Source organism: Serratia sp. CY44782, assembly GCF_052168715.1.
In the GTDB taxonomy this organism is placed as follows: domain Bacteria; phylum Pseudomonadota; class Gammaproteobacteria; order Enterobacterales; family Enterobacteriaceae; genus Serratia; species Serratia nevei.
This window is the reverse complement of the sequence record NZ_JBJNME010000006.1, coordinates 226,800-242,377: the sequence shown is the minus strand read 5'-3', so window position 1 is coordinate 242,377 and position 15,578 is coordinate 226,800. Positions and strand designations below refer to the sequence as shown.

Below are 15,578 nucleotides of genomic sequence, written 5' to 3'. Positions count from 1 at the left end.
ATTGGCCTTGACCATGGTAGCATTATCGAGACTAATCTAGATTGAGTTTAATCAATATGAATCCGAAAGTCAGCATTATTATAGCAAGTTACAACACGGACAAATACATTGTTGAGTGTGTGAACTCTGCACTTGGGCAGGATTACGAAAATATTGAAGTCATCGTTGTCAACGACGGGTCGACTGATACCACTGAAGAGCTTTTATTTGAACTTGCTCGCAATAACACTAAACTCAAAACTCTAACGCAAGAAAATCAGGGGCAGTCAGTCGCTAGGAACAACGGACTTACACTGGCGACAGGTGAGTTCGTTATTTTTCTTGATAGCGATGATAAATTTTATAACTCATTGATATCAAAGTGCATTTCCGCACTAAACTCAACAAAAAGCGACATTATCTTCTTCAATGGTGAGAGCTTTTACGATAATGAAGGTGATCCTCTCACTGCGGGCTTTGCTCCTAAGTACATTAGAAACACCAGTTTGTGTGGCAAGGCGATGGATAGCCACACATTCTTTAAAAAGTCGTGGGGATTAAATAATTATACAGTAAGTCCATGCATGTTCATCGCCAGGACTCAACTTGTGAGAGATAATCCATTTTATCCAGGCATTGTGCATGAAGACAACTTATTTACCACTAAAATCTTGCTATCAAAAAAATCAACCATTGCCTGTATAAACGATATTTTATATAAAAGGCGTATACGCCCCGATTCAGTTATGACATCAAAAAAAAGCGAAAGAAATGCCATAGGTTATTTAACGGTAGCAAAAGAAATGATATCCCTTCGTTCGCAAACGGATAATGAACTGAATGCCTGCTTAAACAGCTTTATTTCTCATTGTGTTAGCTCATCACTGAACGACGCTAAAGCTTGTTTCGAACGGATACCTAAAGAGCTGAAGAAAGAGTACCTGGAGGTCATCAAAGATATTGGTTGGATGAATATCAGGAAAAAAACCTTAGCTAAATTTATTTTAGCTTACTTTTAAAACGCCACTAAAAAGCGACCCTCAGCGCTGAGTTTCAGGGTTGCTTTTTCATGTCACCTGTCTACGCCCGCAACACGTACACTTTCCTAACAGGGCTGACCAATACTTCTCAGCAAAACCGCCGAAAAATGCGGCGTTGCGCGTGCTTCAGGCGGTTCGCGTCTTGCGTCGATCGGTCAGGTAAAGTAGCCTTGATCCATCTTTTTCAGCCCGGCGCGCGTAAGGCAACAACATGTGGAAACGCCTGATCATCAGCTTGTTCATCATCATTGCGGTGTTGATGGGTTCGGCTATTGCGCTGGATCGCTGGATCAGCTGGAAAACCGCGCCTTACGTCTACGACGAACTGCAGGAATTGCCACACCGCCAGGTCGGCGTGGTGCTCGGCACCGCCAAGTATTACCGCACCGGGGTGATCAACCAGTACTACCGTTACCGCATTCAGGGGGCGATCAACGCCTATAATAGTGGCAAGGTGAAATACCTGCTGCTGAGCGGCGACAACGCCCAGCAAAGCTATAACGAGCCGATGACCATGCGTCGCGATCTGATCGCCGCCGGCGTGGCGCCGAGCGATATCGTACTGGACTACGCCGGTTTCCGTACCCTGGACTCCATCGTGCGCACCCGCAAGGTGTTCGACACCAACGATTTCATCATCATCACCCAGCGTTTCCACTGCGAGCGCGCGCTGTTCATCGCCCTGCACATGGGCATTCAGGCGCAGTGCTACGCGGTGCCGTCGCCGAAAGACATGATGACGGTCCGTGCCCGCGAGATCTTCGCTCGCCTGGGCGCGCTGACCGATCTGTACATCCTCAAGCGCGAACCGCGCTTCCTCGGCCCGCTGATCCCGATCTCCGCCATGCACACCGTGCCGGAAGACGCCCAGGGCTATCCCGCCGTTTCGCCGGAACAGTTGGTGGAGCTGGAGCACAAGCTGAAAGAAGAGAAGCAGAAAGCCAAACAGCCCTGATGCGGCAAACGCCCAAAAGAAAGGCCGGCAATAGGCCGGCCTTGTGGTCTGCGAGGTGGCAAATCTACTTCTTCTTGGCGTATTTCAACGAGTCCAGCGCCACGGCGAAGATGATGATGCTGCCCTTGATAATATACTGCCAGTACGGGTTGATGCCGATATAGGTCAGGCCGTAGTTGATGACGGTGAAGATGATCACCCCGGTCACCACGCCCCACACCGTACCCACCCCGCCGGCGAAGGAGACGCCCCCCACCACGCAGGCGGCGATGGCATCCAGCTCGTACATAAAGCCGAGGTTATTGGTGGCGCTGCCGATGCGCCCCGCTTCCAGCAGGCCGCCGAAGGCGTAGAACACGCCGGACAACGCATAGATCATGATCAGGTTCAACGGCACGTTGACCCCGGACACCTTGGCCGCTTCCGGGTTACCGCCGATGGCGAAGATGTTCTTGCCGAAGCGGGTCTTGGTCCACAGGATCCAGACGAAGATGATGGCGATCAGCGCATAGAAGGTAATGTACGATAGCTTAAAGTCGCCGAAGCGCAAGAACCCCTGGGCAAAGGTGGAAAACTTCGGATCGAAGCCCGCGACCGGCGAAGCGCCGACCGAATCGTAATACAGCGAGTTGATGCCGTAGACGATGATCATGGTACCCAGCGTAGTGATGAACGGCGTCACGTTGAGATAGGCGATAATCAGGCCGTTAACCAGGCCGATCACCGCACCAACCGCACACACCAGCAGGATGACCAGGGGGATCGACCAGGTTTCCATGTGCGGGAACACCTTGTTGACGTTATCCATCGACTGCAGCAGCGTGGCCGCCACCACCGCCGCCAGCCCCACCTGTCGCCCGGCGGACAGGTCGGTGCCCTGGGTCACGATCAGCCCCGCCACACCCAGCGCGATGATGATGCGCACCGAAGACTGCGTCAGGATGTTACTCAGGTTCATCAGGCTGAGGAAAGTCGGATCCTGAATGATGATGATGGCCAACAGCACCAGCAACACCACGTAAATGCCGCCTTCCTTGAAATAGGTAAATAAGGTTTTTTTATTTAGCGCGTTCATAATTCCGATCCTTAAAGGTGCAGGGAGGCGAGACGTAAGATTTCATTTTGCGAGGTCTGTTTGGTGTTAACGATGCCCGCAACCTGACCATTGCTCATCACCAAAATACGGTCGGTGATCCCCAAAAGCTCCGGCATTTCGGACGAGACGATAATGATCCCCTTGCCCTTCTTCGCCAGTTCGGTCATCAGCTGATAAATCTCGAACTTGGCGCCCACGTCGATGCCGCGCGTCGGTTCATCCAGCATCAGGATCTCCGGCTGCGTCAGCAGCCAGCGGCCGATGATCACCTTCTGCTGATTGCCGCCGGACAGCGAGCCGATATGGGTGTGATGCCCCGGCGTTTTCACCCGCATGGCGTCGATCACCCACTGGGTGTCGCTCTTCATCCGCGCGTTATCCAGCAGGCCGAGCTTGTTTTTATAATTGCGGATATTGGAGATCAGCGAGTTGAAGCCCACGTCGAGGTAGGCATAAATCCCGGTGGATCGGCGTTCTTCGGTCACCAGCGCAAAACCGTGGTTGATGGCTTCGTTGGCGCTGTGGTTGTCAATCGCCTTGCCGTGCAGCTTGATGGTGCCCGCCACCTTTTCGCGAATGCCGAACAGCGTCTCGACGATATCGGTTCGCTTGGCACCCACCAGCCCGGCGATGCCGAGGATCTCGCCTTGATGCAGATCGAAGGACACATCGCGGATCGAAGGCTGACGCAGCGACGTCAGGTTCTTCACCTCGAGGATCACCTCACCCGGCGTATTCTGCCTGTCGGGGAAGCGCTGGCTGAGCGAGCGGCCGACCATCATGGCGATGATCTTGTCCATATCCAGCCCTTCCAGCGGCTGGGTGGCGATCCACTGCCCGTCGCGCAGCACCGTTATCTCGTCGCACAGCTGGAAGATCTCTTCCATCTTGTGCGAGATATAAACGATGCCGCAACCTCGCTCTTTCAGCTTGCGGATAATGGTGAACAGGTGATTGACCTCTTTCTCCGTCAGCGAAGAGGTCGGTTCATCCATGATGACGATTTTGGCGTCGTAGGAGAACGCCTTGGCGATCTCGATCATCTGCATCTGCGACACCGACAGGTTGCCCACCTTTTCACGCGGGTTGATGTCGATATCCAGCTCGTCGAATATCGCCTGGGTGTCTTTGAGCATTTTTTCCTGATCGACGAACAGGCCTTTGGTCGGGTAGCGCCCCAGCCACATGTTGTCCATCACGGTGCGCTGCAGTACCAGGTTCAGCTCCTGGTGCACCATGGAAACGCCGTGCTCCAGCGCTTCCTTCGAACTCTTGAAATCGATTTCCCGGCCCTGAAACACAATGCTGCCGCTGTCTTTTTTGTAAATGCCGAACAGGCATTTCAACAACGTCGATTTACCCGCGCCGTTCTCCCCCATCAGGGCGTGAATCGAGTGCGGGCGGACGCGTAAATTGACATTGTCCAAGGCTTTGACGCCGGGAAACGACTTACAGATATCCGTCATTTCCAGCAGAAATTCGCGTGAGCTATCGGCCATAAATACACCTGGCTTAACGATCTTGCAGTCGTAAACATCCCCGCCTGCGGTATTCCTGGTGTTGGCGCCGCAGGCGGGGTCTTAGCGGGATCTCAATTCTTATTTAATGAACTGAGACAGGTTGTCTTTATCTACGCCGACGTAAGGAATACGCACGACTTTATTTTCGATTTTATATTGGGTGCCTTCGGTGGCCGGCTTGCCCGCCGCCAGGTTCTTCGCCAGCTCGAAGGTGGCTTTCGCCTGGTTGTCGGCGTCGTTCAGCACCGTGCCCGCCATCGCGCCGGATTTCACCAGCGCCAGCGCTTCAGGCAACGCATCGACGCCAAACACCGGGATACTGGTCTTGTTGTGCGCTTTCAGCGCTTCCACCGCGCCCATCGCCATGGCGTCGTTGTTAGCGATCACCACTTCGATCTTGTTGGCGTTCGGGCCAGAGAGCCAGGCGTCCATCTTGTCTTTCGCCTGCGCGGTATCCCACATCGCGGTATCCATCTGCAGCTGCTGAGTTTTGATGCCCTGGTCGTTCAACGTTTTCACCACGTAGGTGGTGCGCGCCTCAGCATCCGGGTGGCCCGGTTCGCCCTTCAGCAGCACGTACTGGATCTGGCCGTCTTTGTTCAGATCCCAGGCCGGGTTGGCTTTCCAGTGTTTGGCGATCAGCTCGCCCTGGATCACGCCGGATTCTTTAGAATCGGTGCCGACGTAATACGCCTTGTCGTAGCTGTCCAACGCCTTGCGGGAAGGTTCTTTGTTGTAGAACACCACCGGGATATCGTTTGCGCGCGCCTTATCGATAACCACCGGCGCCGCGGCCGGGTCGACCAGGTTGATCGCCAGCGCTTTCACGCCCTTGGCCAGCAACACGTCGATCTGATCGTTCTGCTTGGACTGGTCGTTCTGCGAGTCATTCATCAGCAGGGTGACGTCCGGTGAAGCCTTGGCGTCTTTCTCGATCGCCTTGCGCACCACCGACATGAAGTTGTCGTCGTACTTGTAAATCGTGACGCCAATACGGGTGTCAGCATGGGCTGCGGCGCCAAACATCATGGCTGCGGCCATGGCGGCCAGGGTGAAAACCTTCTTATTCATTGTCAGTCTCCGGTTCTGTGTAGGGTATTACTCGTCTTTAAGCCAATGGTCACCGGCAGTGCGCACACCCCAGGCCAGGCGATTTCCACTCAACACCTGTCGTCCGTGGATCTTGTTATTTCCGAGAAATGCTGTGTCAGCGCGAGGTAAAGGTTGCAGCGGCAAGGGCCTTTGCGCCGGAAAACGCCTAGAGCATAGACGGCGCGATGTTAATATTCTGTGAATTTTCTCACAGATTGAAAACGGTTACACAAGATTAAATCGTCAGAGAGTGACCGTCGCCTCACTTTGCCAGGGGGCGACAGAATGGCGGCGCACCAGCGTCGGCATGAACAGATGAGCGGCCTGCGGCTCCGCCAGGCCCGCTGCACCCTGCAATGCCAGCTCGGTCGCCAGCGTGGCCATCGAGACGATCGGGTAGCGCACTGTGGTAAGTTTGGGGCTGGTGTAACGCGCGATGGGGATGTCGTCGAAGCCGATCAGCGAGAAATGCTGCGGCACCGTGATACCGTTTTCTTTCAGCACCGCCATGGCGCCGGCGGCCATGGCGTCGTTGTAGGCGAACACCGCGCTCAGCTGTAGGTTACGCCCCAACAGTTCCACCATCGCGGCCTCGCCGCCCTGCAGATCCGGTGAACCGTAGGCGCGCCAGTTGTCGGGCGTCGCCAGCCCGGCGGCGGCCATCGCCTGCGCATAGCCCTGCTGGCGCAGCGGCCCGTCTTCGATCGGGTGATTGGAGCCCAGATAGCCGATGCGCCGATGGCCCTGCGACAGCAAAAGACGCATCGCCATTTCCGCGCCGCAGACGTTATCCAGCCCGACGCAGCGCGGCTCATAGCCGGGGATAATCCGGTTGATCAGCACCATGCCCGGCACCTGCTCCAGAAAGCCGATCAGCTCGGCGTCGCTCAGGGCTTTGGCATGGACAATCAGGGCATTACAGCGCTGGCGGATCAGCACTTCGATCGCGTGGCGCTCTTTGTCCGCCTGATGATAGCTGTTGCCGATCAGCAGGTATTTGTGGTGTTTCTGTGCCACCGTGTCTACCGCTTTCACCAGCGCGCCGAAGAACGGGTCGGAGACGTCCATCACCACCACGCCCAGGGTATCGCTGCTTTGGGTCGCCAGCGCCTGCGCATTGGCGTTGGGGCGATAGCCCAGCTCCGCCACCGCCTGCAGCACCTGCTCGCGCGTCTCTTTGCTGGTCAGCGCGCTGTGGTTCAGCACGCGGGAGACGGTCGCCACGGAGACCCCGGCGCGTTTCGCCACGTCGCGAATGGTGATCGGATGAACTGGAGGCATGCGGGATCCTGAAATCGGGGTAGTGGCCGGTGGCGCTATCCTACCCCGATTGGCCCGCTGCTCGCGTGAATTACGTCACAGGAAAGAAAACGTTTACATACATTTTTTTAACCTGCCGGCTGGCGCTCACTTCAGCGCTTTGGGTTCCGCTGTGCCGGCGGCCAGCTGCGTCAGCTTGCGCCACAGCCATTCCATCGGCCCCTGAGCGAAGTAACGCAGCCACAGTGCGGAAAACGCCAGGTTGGCCAGCCAGACCAGCGGCACGAACGCCAACAGCTGCAGCCGGTCGAACTGCTCATAGAGGCCGAAGCGATAAAACAGCGTGGTGCAGATCAGCGTTTGCAGCAGGTAGTTGCTCAGCGCCATGCGCCCCACCAGGCTCAGCCAGTGGGCGATGCGCATGCGCGACAGCGCGGGCCAGAAACCGTAGCACAGCGCCAGATAGCCCATCGCCTGCAGCGGGGCGCCCAGCTCACGCGGCACCTGCAGCAGGAAACCGCTCCAGCGATAGTCCCAGTGGACCTGCCATTGCAGCGCCACCGCCGGCAGCTGGATCAGCACCGAAAGCGGCAGCAGCCACGCCGCCTGCCGCAGGTAATAACCTGAGGAATAACTGCCGCGCAGCCAGCCGCTGCGCATCAGCCCGGCGCCGAACAGCATCAGCCCCGCCAGCTCCCAGCCATACTGCGCGCCGATGGCCAACAGGCTGGACGAGAGCAGATCGGCGCGGCTGCGCCAGGCTTCGAAACCGCCCTGCAGCTTCCAGAACTTCTCGTACTGCAGCTCCGCCACGCCCGGCTGCCAGAAGCTGCCCGGCTCACCGTGCGAGACGAAGCCGAGCAGCAACAGCACCGCTACGCCGATCAGATAGAGCACCACGCCGGTTTTCAGCAGCTGGAAGGTTTCTTTGGCTTCGCGGATCATGCGCCAGCACACCAGGCCGATCAGCCCATAGGCCAGCAGAATATCGCCGTCCCACAGGAAGATGGCGTGCGCGAGGCCGAACAGCACCAGCCACGACAGCCGCGCGCGGATCCAGCTTTTGCCGCGCCGCAGCAGCATCTGCAGCCCGGCGCCGAACAGCAGCGCGAACATCGCCAGGAACTTGGCCTGGGCGAAGAGATCGAGCAGCGCCCAGGTCCAGGCGTCGTGCGACGACGGCATGCCCAGATAGGCCGGGTTGAGATAGGCGGCCTTCGGCAAGCCGAAGGCGCTGATGTTCAGCAATAAAATGCCGAGAATGGCGATGCCGCGCACGCAGTCCAGCGTGGCGATGCGCGGCAGAGGGTGACTGTTCATTTTTTATCGCTGTCTTCCGCTCATGAAAAAGGCGCCCGCAGGCGCCTGTTGTCGTCGTGCGGGTCGCCCCGCAACGCCATCACCCCTGGTGATGACGCACCGCGCGCAGGAACTCCTGGCGGGTATTCTGGCTGGACTTGAACAGCCCCCCCAACGAGGTGGTGGTGGTGGCGCTGGTCGCGTCACGGATGCCGCGCGCCTTGACACAATAATGGACCGCATCGATCGATACCGCCACGTTATTGGTGCCGAGCAGAGTCTGCAGCGCCACCAGGATCTGCTGGGTCAGGCGCTCTTGCACCTGCGGGCGCTGAGAGAAGAACTGCACGATGCGGTTGATCTTCGACAGGCCGATCACCGAGTCTTTCGGGATATAGGCCACGGTGGCCTTGCCGTCGATGGTCACGAAGTGGTGCTCGCAGGTGCTGGTCAGCGTGATATCGCGCACCGTCACCATCTCATCCACCTTCATTTTGTTCTCGATGACGGTGATTTTCGGGAAATTGGCGTAGTCCAGCCCGGAGAAGATCTCGTCGACATACATTTTGGCGATGCGATGCGGCGTCTCCGCCAGGCTGTCGTCGGACAGATCGAGATTCAGCAGCTGCATGATTTCGGTCATGTGCTCTTTGATGCGACGCTTGCGCGTTTCGCGATCCAGCACTTCCCCGCGCAGCGGTGTCTCCAGACCACGCTCTTCCAGCGCCGCATGCACCAGCGCGGCTTCTTTACTTAATGATGTCATGTATTTGTTCTCCTGCGGACGGAACCCGCCGGCGGCCTGGTAGGGCGTGCGGCCGGCGAATTGCTTGCTCTCGTGACGGCAGAGTTTTCGTGATGGATAACGTGAACCCGGTCAAGATTTTGCCCCCACTGTAGATGAGAGCGCGGCGATTATCCAGTGATTGTGCTTCATCCGCAGGTGAAATATTCGCATTTAGCACAATCAGGCCGGCTGCGGGATCCCACGCTTTTTGTATGGATTTTAATCAGCGCATCGCCGTTTTTTGCGCCAGCCGCCGCGCCGGGGTATTCACCACCAGCGCACCGGCCACCAACAGCGCTGCCACCGCCACGTACAACGCCGGCTCCAGCCGATGGGTCATGGCGGTCGACAGCGCCGACAGCATCGGCCCAACCAGCTGGCCGATCGCATAACCGGTAGTCAGCAACCCGGCCATATAGCGCGCATGCCGCGGCGCCAGTTCACGGCCGTGCTGAAGGGCGAGCTGCACCACGCAGAGGAAACCGCCGCCGGTCAGCAACGCCCCGAGCGCCAGGCCGGCCACGCCCGGCACCACTTCGGCGCTCAGCACGCCCAGCGCCTGTATCCACAGCGTGATCGCCAGCCGGGTCTGGGTGGTCAGCCTGTGGCGAGTCAAAATGCCGATAACGATCCCCAGCACCGCCGCGCCGCCGAACACCGGCCAGACGAACTGCGCGAACAGGCTACCGGGAAAACGTGCCGCCGCCATCTGCGACAAGAACGTCGCCGGCAGGATGTAGCCGAACCCGGCCAGACTATAGCTCCACACCAGGCGCTTGAGCGCCGGCGTCAGCAGCAGCGGCTCAGGGGCCGCCTCCGGGCGGTGCAGCGCGCCGGTGCGCGGCAGATAAGCGCTAATCGCCCCCACCAACACCAACCCCAGCACGCCATACACCAGCCAGGCCTGCGCCGCCGTCAGCCCCAGCGTGTTGATGCCCACCGCCAGCATGCCGCTGAGGAAGATACCGGCACCCGGCCCGGCGAACACCGCCGCGCTCAGCGCCGGCCGGCCGTAGTGCGCCAACCGCTCGTTGGTCCAGGCCGCCACCAGCACCATCGCCCAGCCGCTGGCCCAGCCGATGACGAAGCGCAGCGCACCGTGCGTCCATTCATCCTGCGCCAGCGCCGACAGCAGCGTCAGCACCACCGCGCCCCACACGCCAAGCCACAGGCGCCGCTCGACGTGGCGCGTGGCGCGCATCGCGTCGTAGGCGCCGCACAGGTAGCCCAAATAGTTGATCGCCGCCACCATCCCGGCGCCGGTGAGGCTGAACTGGTGCTCCGCGAGCATCAGCGGCACCTGGGGAGTGAAAGCGAAGCGGCCAATGCCCATCGCGACGATCAGCGCGGCAAAACCGCTCAAGGCAATACGTAAAGCCATACCGGTATCCAAAAGGTTAAAAGAAAGTTGCCAGTATCATGCCGCAGTATTAAACTCACAAAAACTGAATAATAGTTATCAAGTTCATCACGAAACGAGAATATTATGGATCTGACCCAGCTTCGCATGTTCTGCTGCGTGGCGGAAACCGGCTCGGTCGCCCGCGCCGCCGAGCAGCTGCACCGCGTGCCGTCGAATTTGACCACCCGGCTGCGCCAGCTTGAGCAGGAGCTGGGCGCCGATCTGTTTATCCGCGAAAAACAGCGCCTGCGCCTGTCGCCGATGGGCCATAACTTTCTGTGCTACGCCAACCGCATCCTGGCGCTGAGCGATGAGGCGATGAGCATCACCCACGCCGGCGAACCGGCGGGTAACTTCGCCCTCGGCTCGATGGAGAGCACCGCCGCCACCCGCCTGCCCTCGCTGCTGGCGGCTTACCACCAGCGTTTCTCGCAGGTTTCGCTGTCGCTGACCACCGGCACCTCCGGCGAAATCGCCGATCGGGTGCGCGCCGGCACGCTGGCCGCGGCGCTGGTCGACGGCCCGGTACCCTATGACGAGCTGAACGGCTGCATCGCCTATCCTGAACATATGGTGGTGATTTCCTGTCTCGATCACGCGCCGATCCACAGCGCCAAAGACGCCAATGGCGAGACGCTGTTCGCCTTTCGCGCCAGCTGCTCCTACCGCCTGCGGCTGGAGGCCTGGTTCAAGCGCGAAGGCGCGCGGCCGGGGCAAATTATGGAGATCCAGTCCTATCACGCCATGCTGGCCTGCGTCGCCAGCGGCGCCGGGCTGGCGATGATCCCGCACTCGGTACTGAGCCTGCTGCCGGGCCATGAGCGGGTCCGGGTTCACCCCCTGCCACCGGACGTGGCCGACACCGCCACCTGGCTGCTGTGGCGCCGCGACGCGTTCGGGCCGAACGTGCGCGCGCTGAAAGAGTTGATTATTGAACAGACGGAAACCGCCGCTGTTGATGAAAGCACCCCCAACGATTTATCAGACGTTGTCGATATCGCCTGATTTAAAAAGAAAACCACTGAGGAGACTATGATGGAGATGATCAAAACCCGCGCCGCCGTTGCCTGGGGCCCGAACCAGCCGCTGAAGATCGAAGAAGTCGAGCTGATGCCACCGCAAAAAGGCGAAGTGCTGGTGCGGATCGTCGCCACCGGCGTTTGTCACACCGACGCCTACACCCTGTCCGGCAAAGATCCGGAAGGCGTGTTCCCGGCGATCCTCGGCCACGAGGGCGGCGGCGTGGTGGAAGCGGTCGGTGAAGGCGTCACCAGCGTGGCGGTCGGCGATCACGTGATCCCGCTCTACACCCCGGAGTGCGGCGAGTGCAAATTCTGTAAATCCGGCAAGACCAACCTGTGCCAGGCGATCCGCGCCACCCAGGGCAAAGGGCTGATGCCGGACGGCACCACCCGCTTCTTCAAGGACGGCAAGCCGATCTTCCACTACATGGGCACGTCCACCTTCTCTGAGTACACCGTGGTGCCGGAAATCTCACTGGCGAAAATCAACAAGGAAGCGCCGCTGGAAGAAGTGTGCCTGCTGGGCTGCGGCGTGACCACCGGCATGGGCGCGGTGATGAACACCGCCAAAGTGCAACCGGGCGACACCGTGGCAATCTTCGGCCTGGGCGGCATCGGCCTGTCGGCGATCATCGGCGCGCAGATGGCCGGCGCGGGCCGCATCATCGGCATCGACATTAACACCAGCAAGTTCGATCTGGCCCGCAAGCTGGGCGCCACCGATCTGATCAACCCGAAAGACTATGACAAGCCGATTCAGGAGGTGATCGTCGAGCTGACCGACGGCGGCGTCGATTTCTCCTTCGAGTGCATCGGCAACGTGAACGTGATGCGTTCCGCGCTGGAGTGCTGCCACAAGGGCTGGGGCGAATCGGTGATCATCGGCGTCGCAGGCGCCGGCGAAGAGATCTCGACCCGTCCGTTCCAACTGGTCACCGGCCGCGTCTGGCGTGGTTCGGCGTTCGGCGGCGTCAAGGGCCGTTCGCAGCTGCCGGGCATCGTCGAGCGCTATCTGGACGGCGAATTCGCGCTGAACGACTTTATCACCCACACCATGGGACTGGAGCAGATCAACGAAGCGTTCGATTTGATGCACGAAGGCAAATCGATCCGTTCCGTCATCCACTTCGACCAATAAGCCAGGAGGCAGAGATGACGTTGTCATTGGAACTTCTCGAAGAGCACCGCATGTTCGGCGGCTGGCAGCAGCGCTATCGCCACGCGGCGCAGAGCCTGAATTGCAACATGACATTCAGCATCTACCTGCCGCCGCCGCGCGATGACAACCCGCCGCCGGTGCTGTACTGGCTGTCGGGGCTGACCTGCAACGACGAGAACTTCACGTTGAAAGCCGGCGCGCAGCGCATCGCCGCCGAGCTGGGTCTGGTGCTGGTGATGCCGGACACCAGCCCGCGTGGCGACGAAGTGCCGAACGACGAAGGCTACGATCTGGGCCAGGGTGCCGGGTTCTACCTGAATGCCACCCAGGCGCCGTGGGATCGCCATTTCCGCATGTACGACTACATCAGCGCCGAACTGCCGGCGCTGATCGAACAGCACTTCAGCGTCAGCGATCGTCAGTCGATCTTCGGCCACTCGATGGGCGGCCACGGCGCGCTGATGATGGCGTTTCGCAATCCGCAGCGCTTCCGCTCGGTATCGGCGTTCGCGCCGATCGTTAACCCGTGCCAGGTGCCGTGGGGCCGCAAGGCGTTCACCGCCTATCTGGGCAGCGACGAAAACCAGTGGCTGCAGTACGACAGTTGCCATCTGCTGGCCAGCGGCGCGGAAAAAATGCCGGTCCTTATCGACCAGGGCGACGACGACCAGTTCCTGGCCGACCAGCTGCAGCCGGCGCGGTTAGCGGAGCTGGCGCGCCAGCGCGACTGGCCGCTGACGCTGCGCATTCAGCCGGGGTACGATCACAGCTACTTCACCATCGCCACCTTCGTGGAAGATCACCTGCGCTTCCACGCCGAGCACCTGTTCCGCTGATAGAAAAATCCGGGTGGTTAAACCGCCCGGATTTCTTCAGATTCCGTTGAGAAAAAATCGATAATTATCCTCCCATTTGTGTGGGCTGAGCGAGTGCCCAGAGATCGGCGGGCAGCCTGATACTATTTGAAAAATCAATAAAACAGGGAGAACACAAAAAATAAAAACAGGGTGATATAACGAGCAAACCTCATGACAACTAACTAATTATCTGCAATCTCCACATCTAATATTATTCTAATTAATTAAGTGGCCATTATTCCACCCTGATTTAAGCAACTCCTAATTATTGTCATTTCATATCCTTTAATTAGCTCAGCAATTAAATAATTTAATATCCAAGCTTGTTGTGGAAATAAATTACTCTGATACGATTAAGTGTAAGGCCAGGATTAAACCTCATGCCGACGCACAGATAAATAACGCTTTTTTATTACACAGTAAATATTAAAGGAAAATACCATGAGACAAGTTCAGAAAATCACCGTAAATAATAAAGGTGGCTATGTATTTAATTTCTCAGTTCAATGGTTAGGAAGCGACGGAAAATGGAATACCACTGACTGGAACAGTGGGAATTATCCTGTCGCGCAGTCCAGAACAACACCTCCGCTTAATGAAATTGGTGTCCCGGATGATGCATTGGCTGTAACGCCATATGGGCATGCAGTGCTCGGCACTTCGGGCCAGGGAACACCGTTTGTTTCCTCTGCCTCCAACGGGCAGATTGCGACCTATGATGCCGTTGGCACGACGTTAATCGGTTTTGCCATTGTGCTGATCGAGTAGCTTGGATAAAGGGAATTGCAGGCCTGAAATACCGGCAATTCCCAAAAGAGCGCGTTCAACAGCGGCAGAAGATCTTTAATAACACGATTATCAGTAAAAACTGGCCGTACCTAACCCTGGTCAAAAAGACCTGCAACAAACCACAGCCAAAATAAAATACAAACGCAGAGAAATAGGAATAAAATAACACGCCAGGACACATCATCAGAAGTAAAAGCAATTTATTGGCAAAACAGCTTTAACGGCATTAGCATATTGAACCCACTCATCGAGCGACGGGCAACCAAAAGTAAAGAAGAACGTGGATTTCACTTTTCCTCCCTTAATCGCGATAACAAAAAGCGAGCACGCAAAAAAATTGCAAAGGTCTGAATATCCGGCAGAAACAGGCTATTCGCCATGCAGAATACCCACATGGCAATAGCTTTCTCCATCATCCCTTCAGCTTAGGATCCAACGCGTCACGCAATCCGTCGCCCAACAGGTTGAAGACCAGCACGGTGATGAATATCGCCAGGCTAGGGAAGATCGCCACGTGCGGCGCGATCACCATATCGGCACGCGCTTCGTTGAGCATCGCCCCCCACTCCGGCGTCGGCGGCTGGGCGCCCAGCCCCAGAAACGACAGGCTGGCGGCGGTGATGATCGAGGTGCCGATGCGCAGGGTGAAATAGACCACTATCGAAGACAGGGTGCCCGGCAGAATGTGCCGCAGGATGATGGTCCAGTCCGAGGCGCCGATGCTGCGCGCCGATTCGATATAGGTCAGGTGCTTCAGCACCAGCGTATTGCCGCGCACCAGGCGGGCGAAGGCCGGAATGCTGAAGATCGCCACCGCGACGATCACATTGGCCATGCCGCTGCCCATGATCGCCACCACGCCGATCGCCAGTAGAATGCCGGGAAACGCGAACAGCACGTCGCAGACGCGCATGGTGAGGCGATCCCACCAGCCCTCATAGTAGCCGGCCAGCAGCCCCAGCAGGGTGCCGATCGCCCCGCCCGCCAGCACCGAGAACACCCCGGCCGCCAGCGAAATGCGCGTGCCCATCAGGATGCGGCTGAAGATATCGCGCCCGAGGGAATCGACGCCCAGCCAGTGCATCAGCGAAGGCCCTTCGTTCAGCCGGTCGTAATCGAAATAATTTTCCGCATCGAACGGTGCCAGATAAGGCGCCAGCAGCGCCGCCGCAATCAGCAGCAGCACGAACAGGCCGGCGACCAGCGCCGCCCGCTGGCGGCGAAAACGCCGCCAAAACTCGCCCCACGGCGTGCGTACCGCGTTGGGATCGATAAGCGGCATCGCCTTCAGTGCGGCGTTGCGCCGCCAATGCTTAATCAT

14 protein-coding genes are annotated in these 15,578 nt (G+C 58.2%); 6 read left to right on the top strand and 8 right to left on the bottom strand.

Annotated elements, in window-relative coordinates:
- Window positions 1-56 precede the first annotated feature (56 nt).
- Complete coding sequence (locus ACJ8HT_RS13520) at window positions 57-998, top strand: glycosyltransferase family 2 protein (RefSeq protein WP_197652126.1); 942 nt, start codon at window positions 57-59, stop codon at window positions 996-998.
- Between the two features lie 232 nt (window positions 999-1,230).
- Window positions 1,231-1,974 (top strand): outer membrane permeability protein SanA, encoded by a 744-nt coding sequence (gene sanA / locus ACJ8HT_RS13515; RefSeq protein WP_004938948.1) that lies wholly within the window; start codon window positions 1,231-1,233, stop codon window positions 1,972-1,974.
- Between the two features lie 64 nt (window positions 1,975-2,038).
- Here sanA and mglC read toward each other — a convergent pair whose 3' ends face one another.
- The 7 genes from mglC to ACJ8HT_RS13480 form a co-directional block, all read right to left on the bottom strand.
- Window positions 2,039-3,049, bottom strand: a complete 1,011-nt coding sequence (gene mglC, locus ACJ8HT_RS13510) for a galactose/methyl galactoside ABC transporter permease MglC (RefSeq protein ID WP_004938953.1) — start codon at window positions 3,047-3,049, stop codon at window positions 2,039-2,041.
- Between the two features lie 11 nt (window positions 3,050-3,060).
- Complete coding sequence (gene mglA, locus ACJ8HT_RS13505; protein WP_033637724.1) at window positions 3,061-4,569, bottom strand: galactose/methyl galactoside ABC transporter ATP-binding protein MglA; 1,509 nt, start codon at window positions 4,567-4,569, stop codon at window positions 3,061-3,063.
- A gap of 99 nt (window positions 4,570-4,668) precedes the next feature.
- Window positions 4,669-5,661: a galactose/glucose ABC transporter substrate-binding protein MglB gene (gene mglB, locus ACJ8HT_RS13500; RefSeq protein WP_049199016.1), complete on the bottom strand. Its 993-nt coding sequence runs from the start codon at window positions 5,659-5,661 to the stop codon at window positions 4,669-4,671.
- A 264-nt stretch (window positions 5,662-5,925) separates the two neighbouring features.
- A complete protein-coding gene (gene galS / locus ACJ8HT_RS13495; RefSeq protein ID WP_038880975.1) occupies window positions 5,926-6,963 on the bottom strand; it encodes an HTH-type transcriptional regulator GalS in 1,038 nt (345 codons plus the stop codon).
- A gap of 126 nt (window positions 6,964-7,089) precedes the next feature.
- On the bottom strand, window positions 7,090-8,262 hold the full coding sequence (yeiB, locus tag ACJ8HT_RS13490) for a DUF418 domain-containing protein YeiB (RefSeq protein ID WP_274611583.1): 1,173 nt from the start codon (window positions 8,260-8,262) through the stop codon (window positions 7,090-7,092).
- 79 nt (window positions 8,263-8,341) lie between these two features.
- Window positions 8,342-9,007 (bottom strand): GTP cyclohydrolase I FolE, encoded by a 666-nt coding sequence (gene folE / locus ACJ8HT_RS13485; RefSeq protein WP_004938969.1) that lies wholly within the window; start codon window positions 9,005-9,007, stop codon window positions 8,342-8,344.
- Between the two features lie 244 nt (window positions 9,008-9,251).
- Window positions 9,252-10,409 (bottom strand): YbfB/YjiJ family MFS transporter, encoded by a 1,158-nt coding sequence (locus ACJ8HT_RS13480; protein ID WP_197652127.1) that lies wholly within the window; start codon window positions 10,407-10,409, stop codon window positions 9,252-9,254.
- A 105-nt stretch (window positions 10,410-10,514) separates the two neighbouring features.
- Between ACJ8HT_RS13480 and ptrR the strand changes: the two genes are divergently transcribed.
- From ptrR to ACJ8HT_RS13460, 4 genes are all read left to right on the top strand, one after another.
- Window positions 10,515-11,435 carry a putrescine utilization regulator PtrR gene (gene ptrR / locus ACJ8HT_RS13475; RefSeq protein ID WP_033654969.1) on the top strand — a complete coding sequence of 307 codons (921 nt, stop codon included), beginning with the start codon at window positions 10,515-10,517 and terminating at the stop codon, window positions 11,433-11,435.
- 30 nt (window positions 11,436-11,465) lie between these two features.
- The gene (locus ACJ8HT_RS13470) at window positions 11,466-12,590 is read left to right on the top strand and encodes an S-(hydroxymethyl)glutathione dehydrogenase/class III alcohol dehydrogenase (protein ID WP_038880962.1); all 1,125 of its coding nucleotides are present in this window, start codon (window positions 11,466-11,468) and stop codon (window positions 12,588-12,590) included.
- Between the two features lie 14 nt (window positions 12,591-12,604).
- Complete coding sequence (gene fghA / locus ACJ8HT_RS13465) at window positions 12,605-13,447, top strand: S-formylglutathione hydrolase (protein WP_077038636.1); 843 nt, start codon at window positions 12,605-12,607, stop codon at window positions 13,445-13,447.
- A gap of 462 nt (window positions 13,448-13,909) precedes the next feature.
- Window positions 13,910-14,236, top strand: a complete 327-nt coding sequence (locus tag ACJ8HT_RS13460) for a hypothetical protein (RefSeq protein ID WP_074181154.1) — start codon at window positions 13,910-13,912, stop codon at window positions 14,234-14,236.
- Between the two features lie 433 nt (window positions 14,237-14,669).
- On the opposite strand, the gene gsiD is transcribed toward ACJ8HT_RS13460, so the two are convergent.
- Window positions 14,670-15,578 carry a glutathione ABC transporter permease GsiD gene (gene gsiD, locus ACJ8HT_RS13455; protein ID WP_197652128.1) on the bottom strand — a complete coding sequence of 303 codons (909 nt, stop codon included), beginning with the start codon at window positions 15,576-15,578 and terminating at the stop codon, window positions 14,670-14,672.

Coding starts and splice junctions, on each gene's coding strand:
- ACJ8HT_RS13520 (WP_197652126.1), top strand. CDS start 57: ATGAATCCGAAAGTCAGCATTATTATAGCAAGTTACAACACGGACAAA.
- sanA (WP_004938948.1), top strand. CDS start 1,231: ATGTGGAAACGCCTGATCATCAGCTTGTTCATCATCATTGCGGTGTTG.
- mglC (WP_004938953.1), bottom strand. CDS start 3,049: ATGAACGCGCTAAATAAAAAAACCTTATTTACCTATTTCAAGGAAGGC.
- mglA (WP_033637724.1), bottom strand. CDS start 4,569: ATGGCCGATAGCTCACGCGAATTTCTGCTGGAAATGACGGATATCTGT.
- mglB (WP_049199016.1), bottom strand. CDS start 5,661: ATGAATAAGAAGGTTTTCACCCTGGCCGCCATGGCCGCAGCCATGATG.
- galS (WP_038880975.1), bottom strand. CDS start 6,963: ATGCCTCCAGTTCATCCGATCACCATTCGCGACGTGGCGAAACGCGCC.
- yeiB (WP_274611583.1), bottom strand. CDS start 8,262: ATGAACAGTCACCCTCTGCCGCGCATCGCCACGCTGGACTGCGTGCGC.
- folE (WP_004938969.1), bottom strand. CDS start 9,007: ATGACATCATTAAGTAAAGAAGCCGCGCTGGTGCATGCGGCGCTGGAA.
- ACJ8HT_RS13480 (WP_197652127.1), bottom strand. CDS start 10,409: ATGGCTTTACGTATTGCCTTGAGCGGTTTTGCCGCGCTGATCGTCGCG.
- ptrR (WP_033654969.1), top strand. CDS start 10,515: ATGGATCTGACCCAGCTTCGCATGTTCTGCTGCGTGGCGGAAACCGGC.
- ACJ8HT_RS13470 (WP_038880962.1), top strand. CDS start 11,466: ATGGAGATGATCAAAACCCGCGCCGCCGTTGCCTGGGGCCCGAACCAG.
- fghA (WP_077038636.1), top strand. CDS start 12,605: ATGACGTTGTCATTGGAACTTCTCGAAGAGCACCGCATGTTCGGCGGC.
- ACJ8HT_RS13460 (WP_074181154.1), top strand. CDS start 13,910: ATGAGACAAGTTCAGAAAATCACCGTAAATAATAAAGGTGGCTATGTA.
- gsiD (WP_197652128.1), bottom strand. CDS start 15,578: ATGATTAAGCATTGGCGGCGCAACGCCGCACTGAAGGCGATGCCGCTT.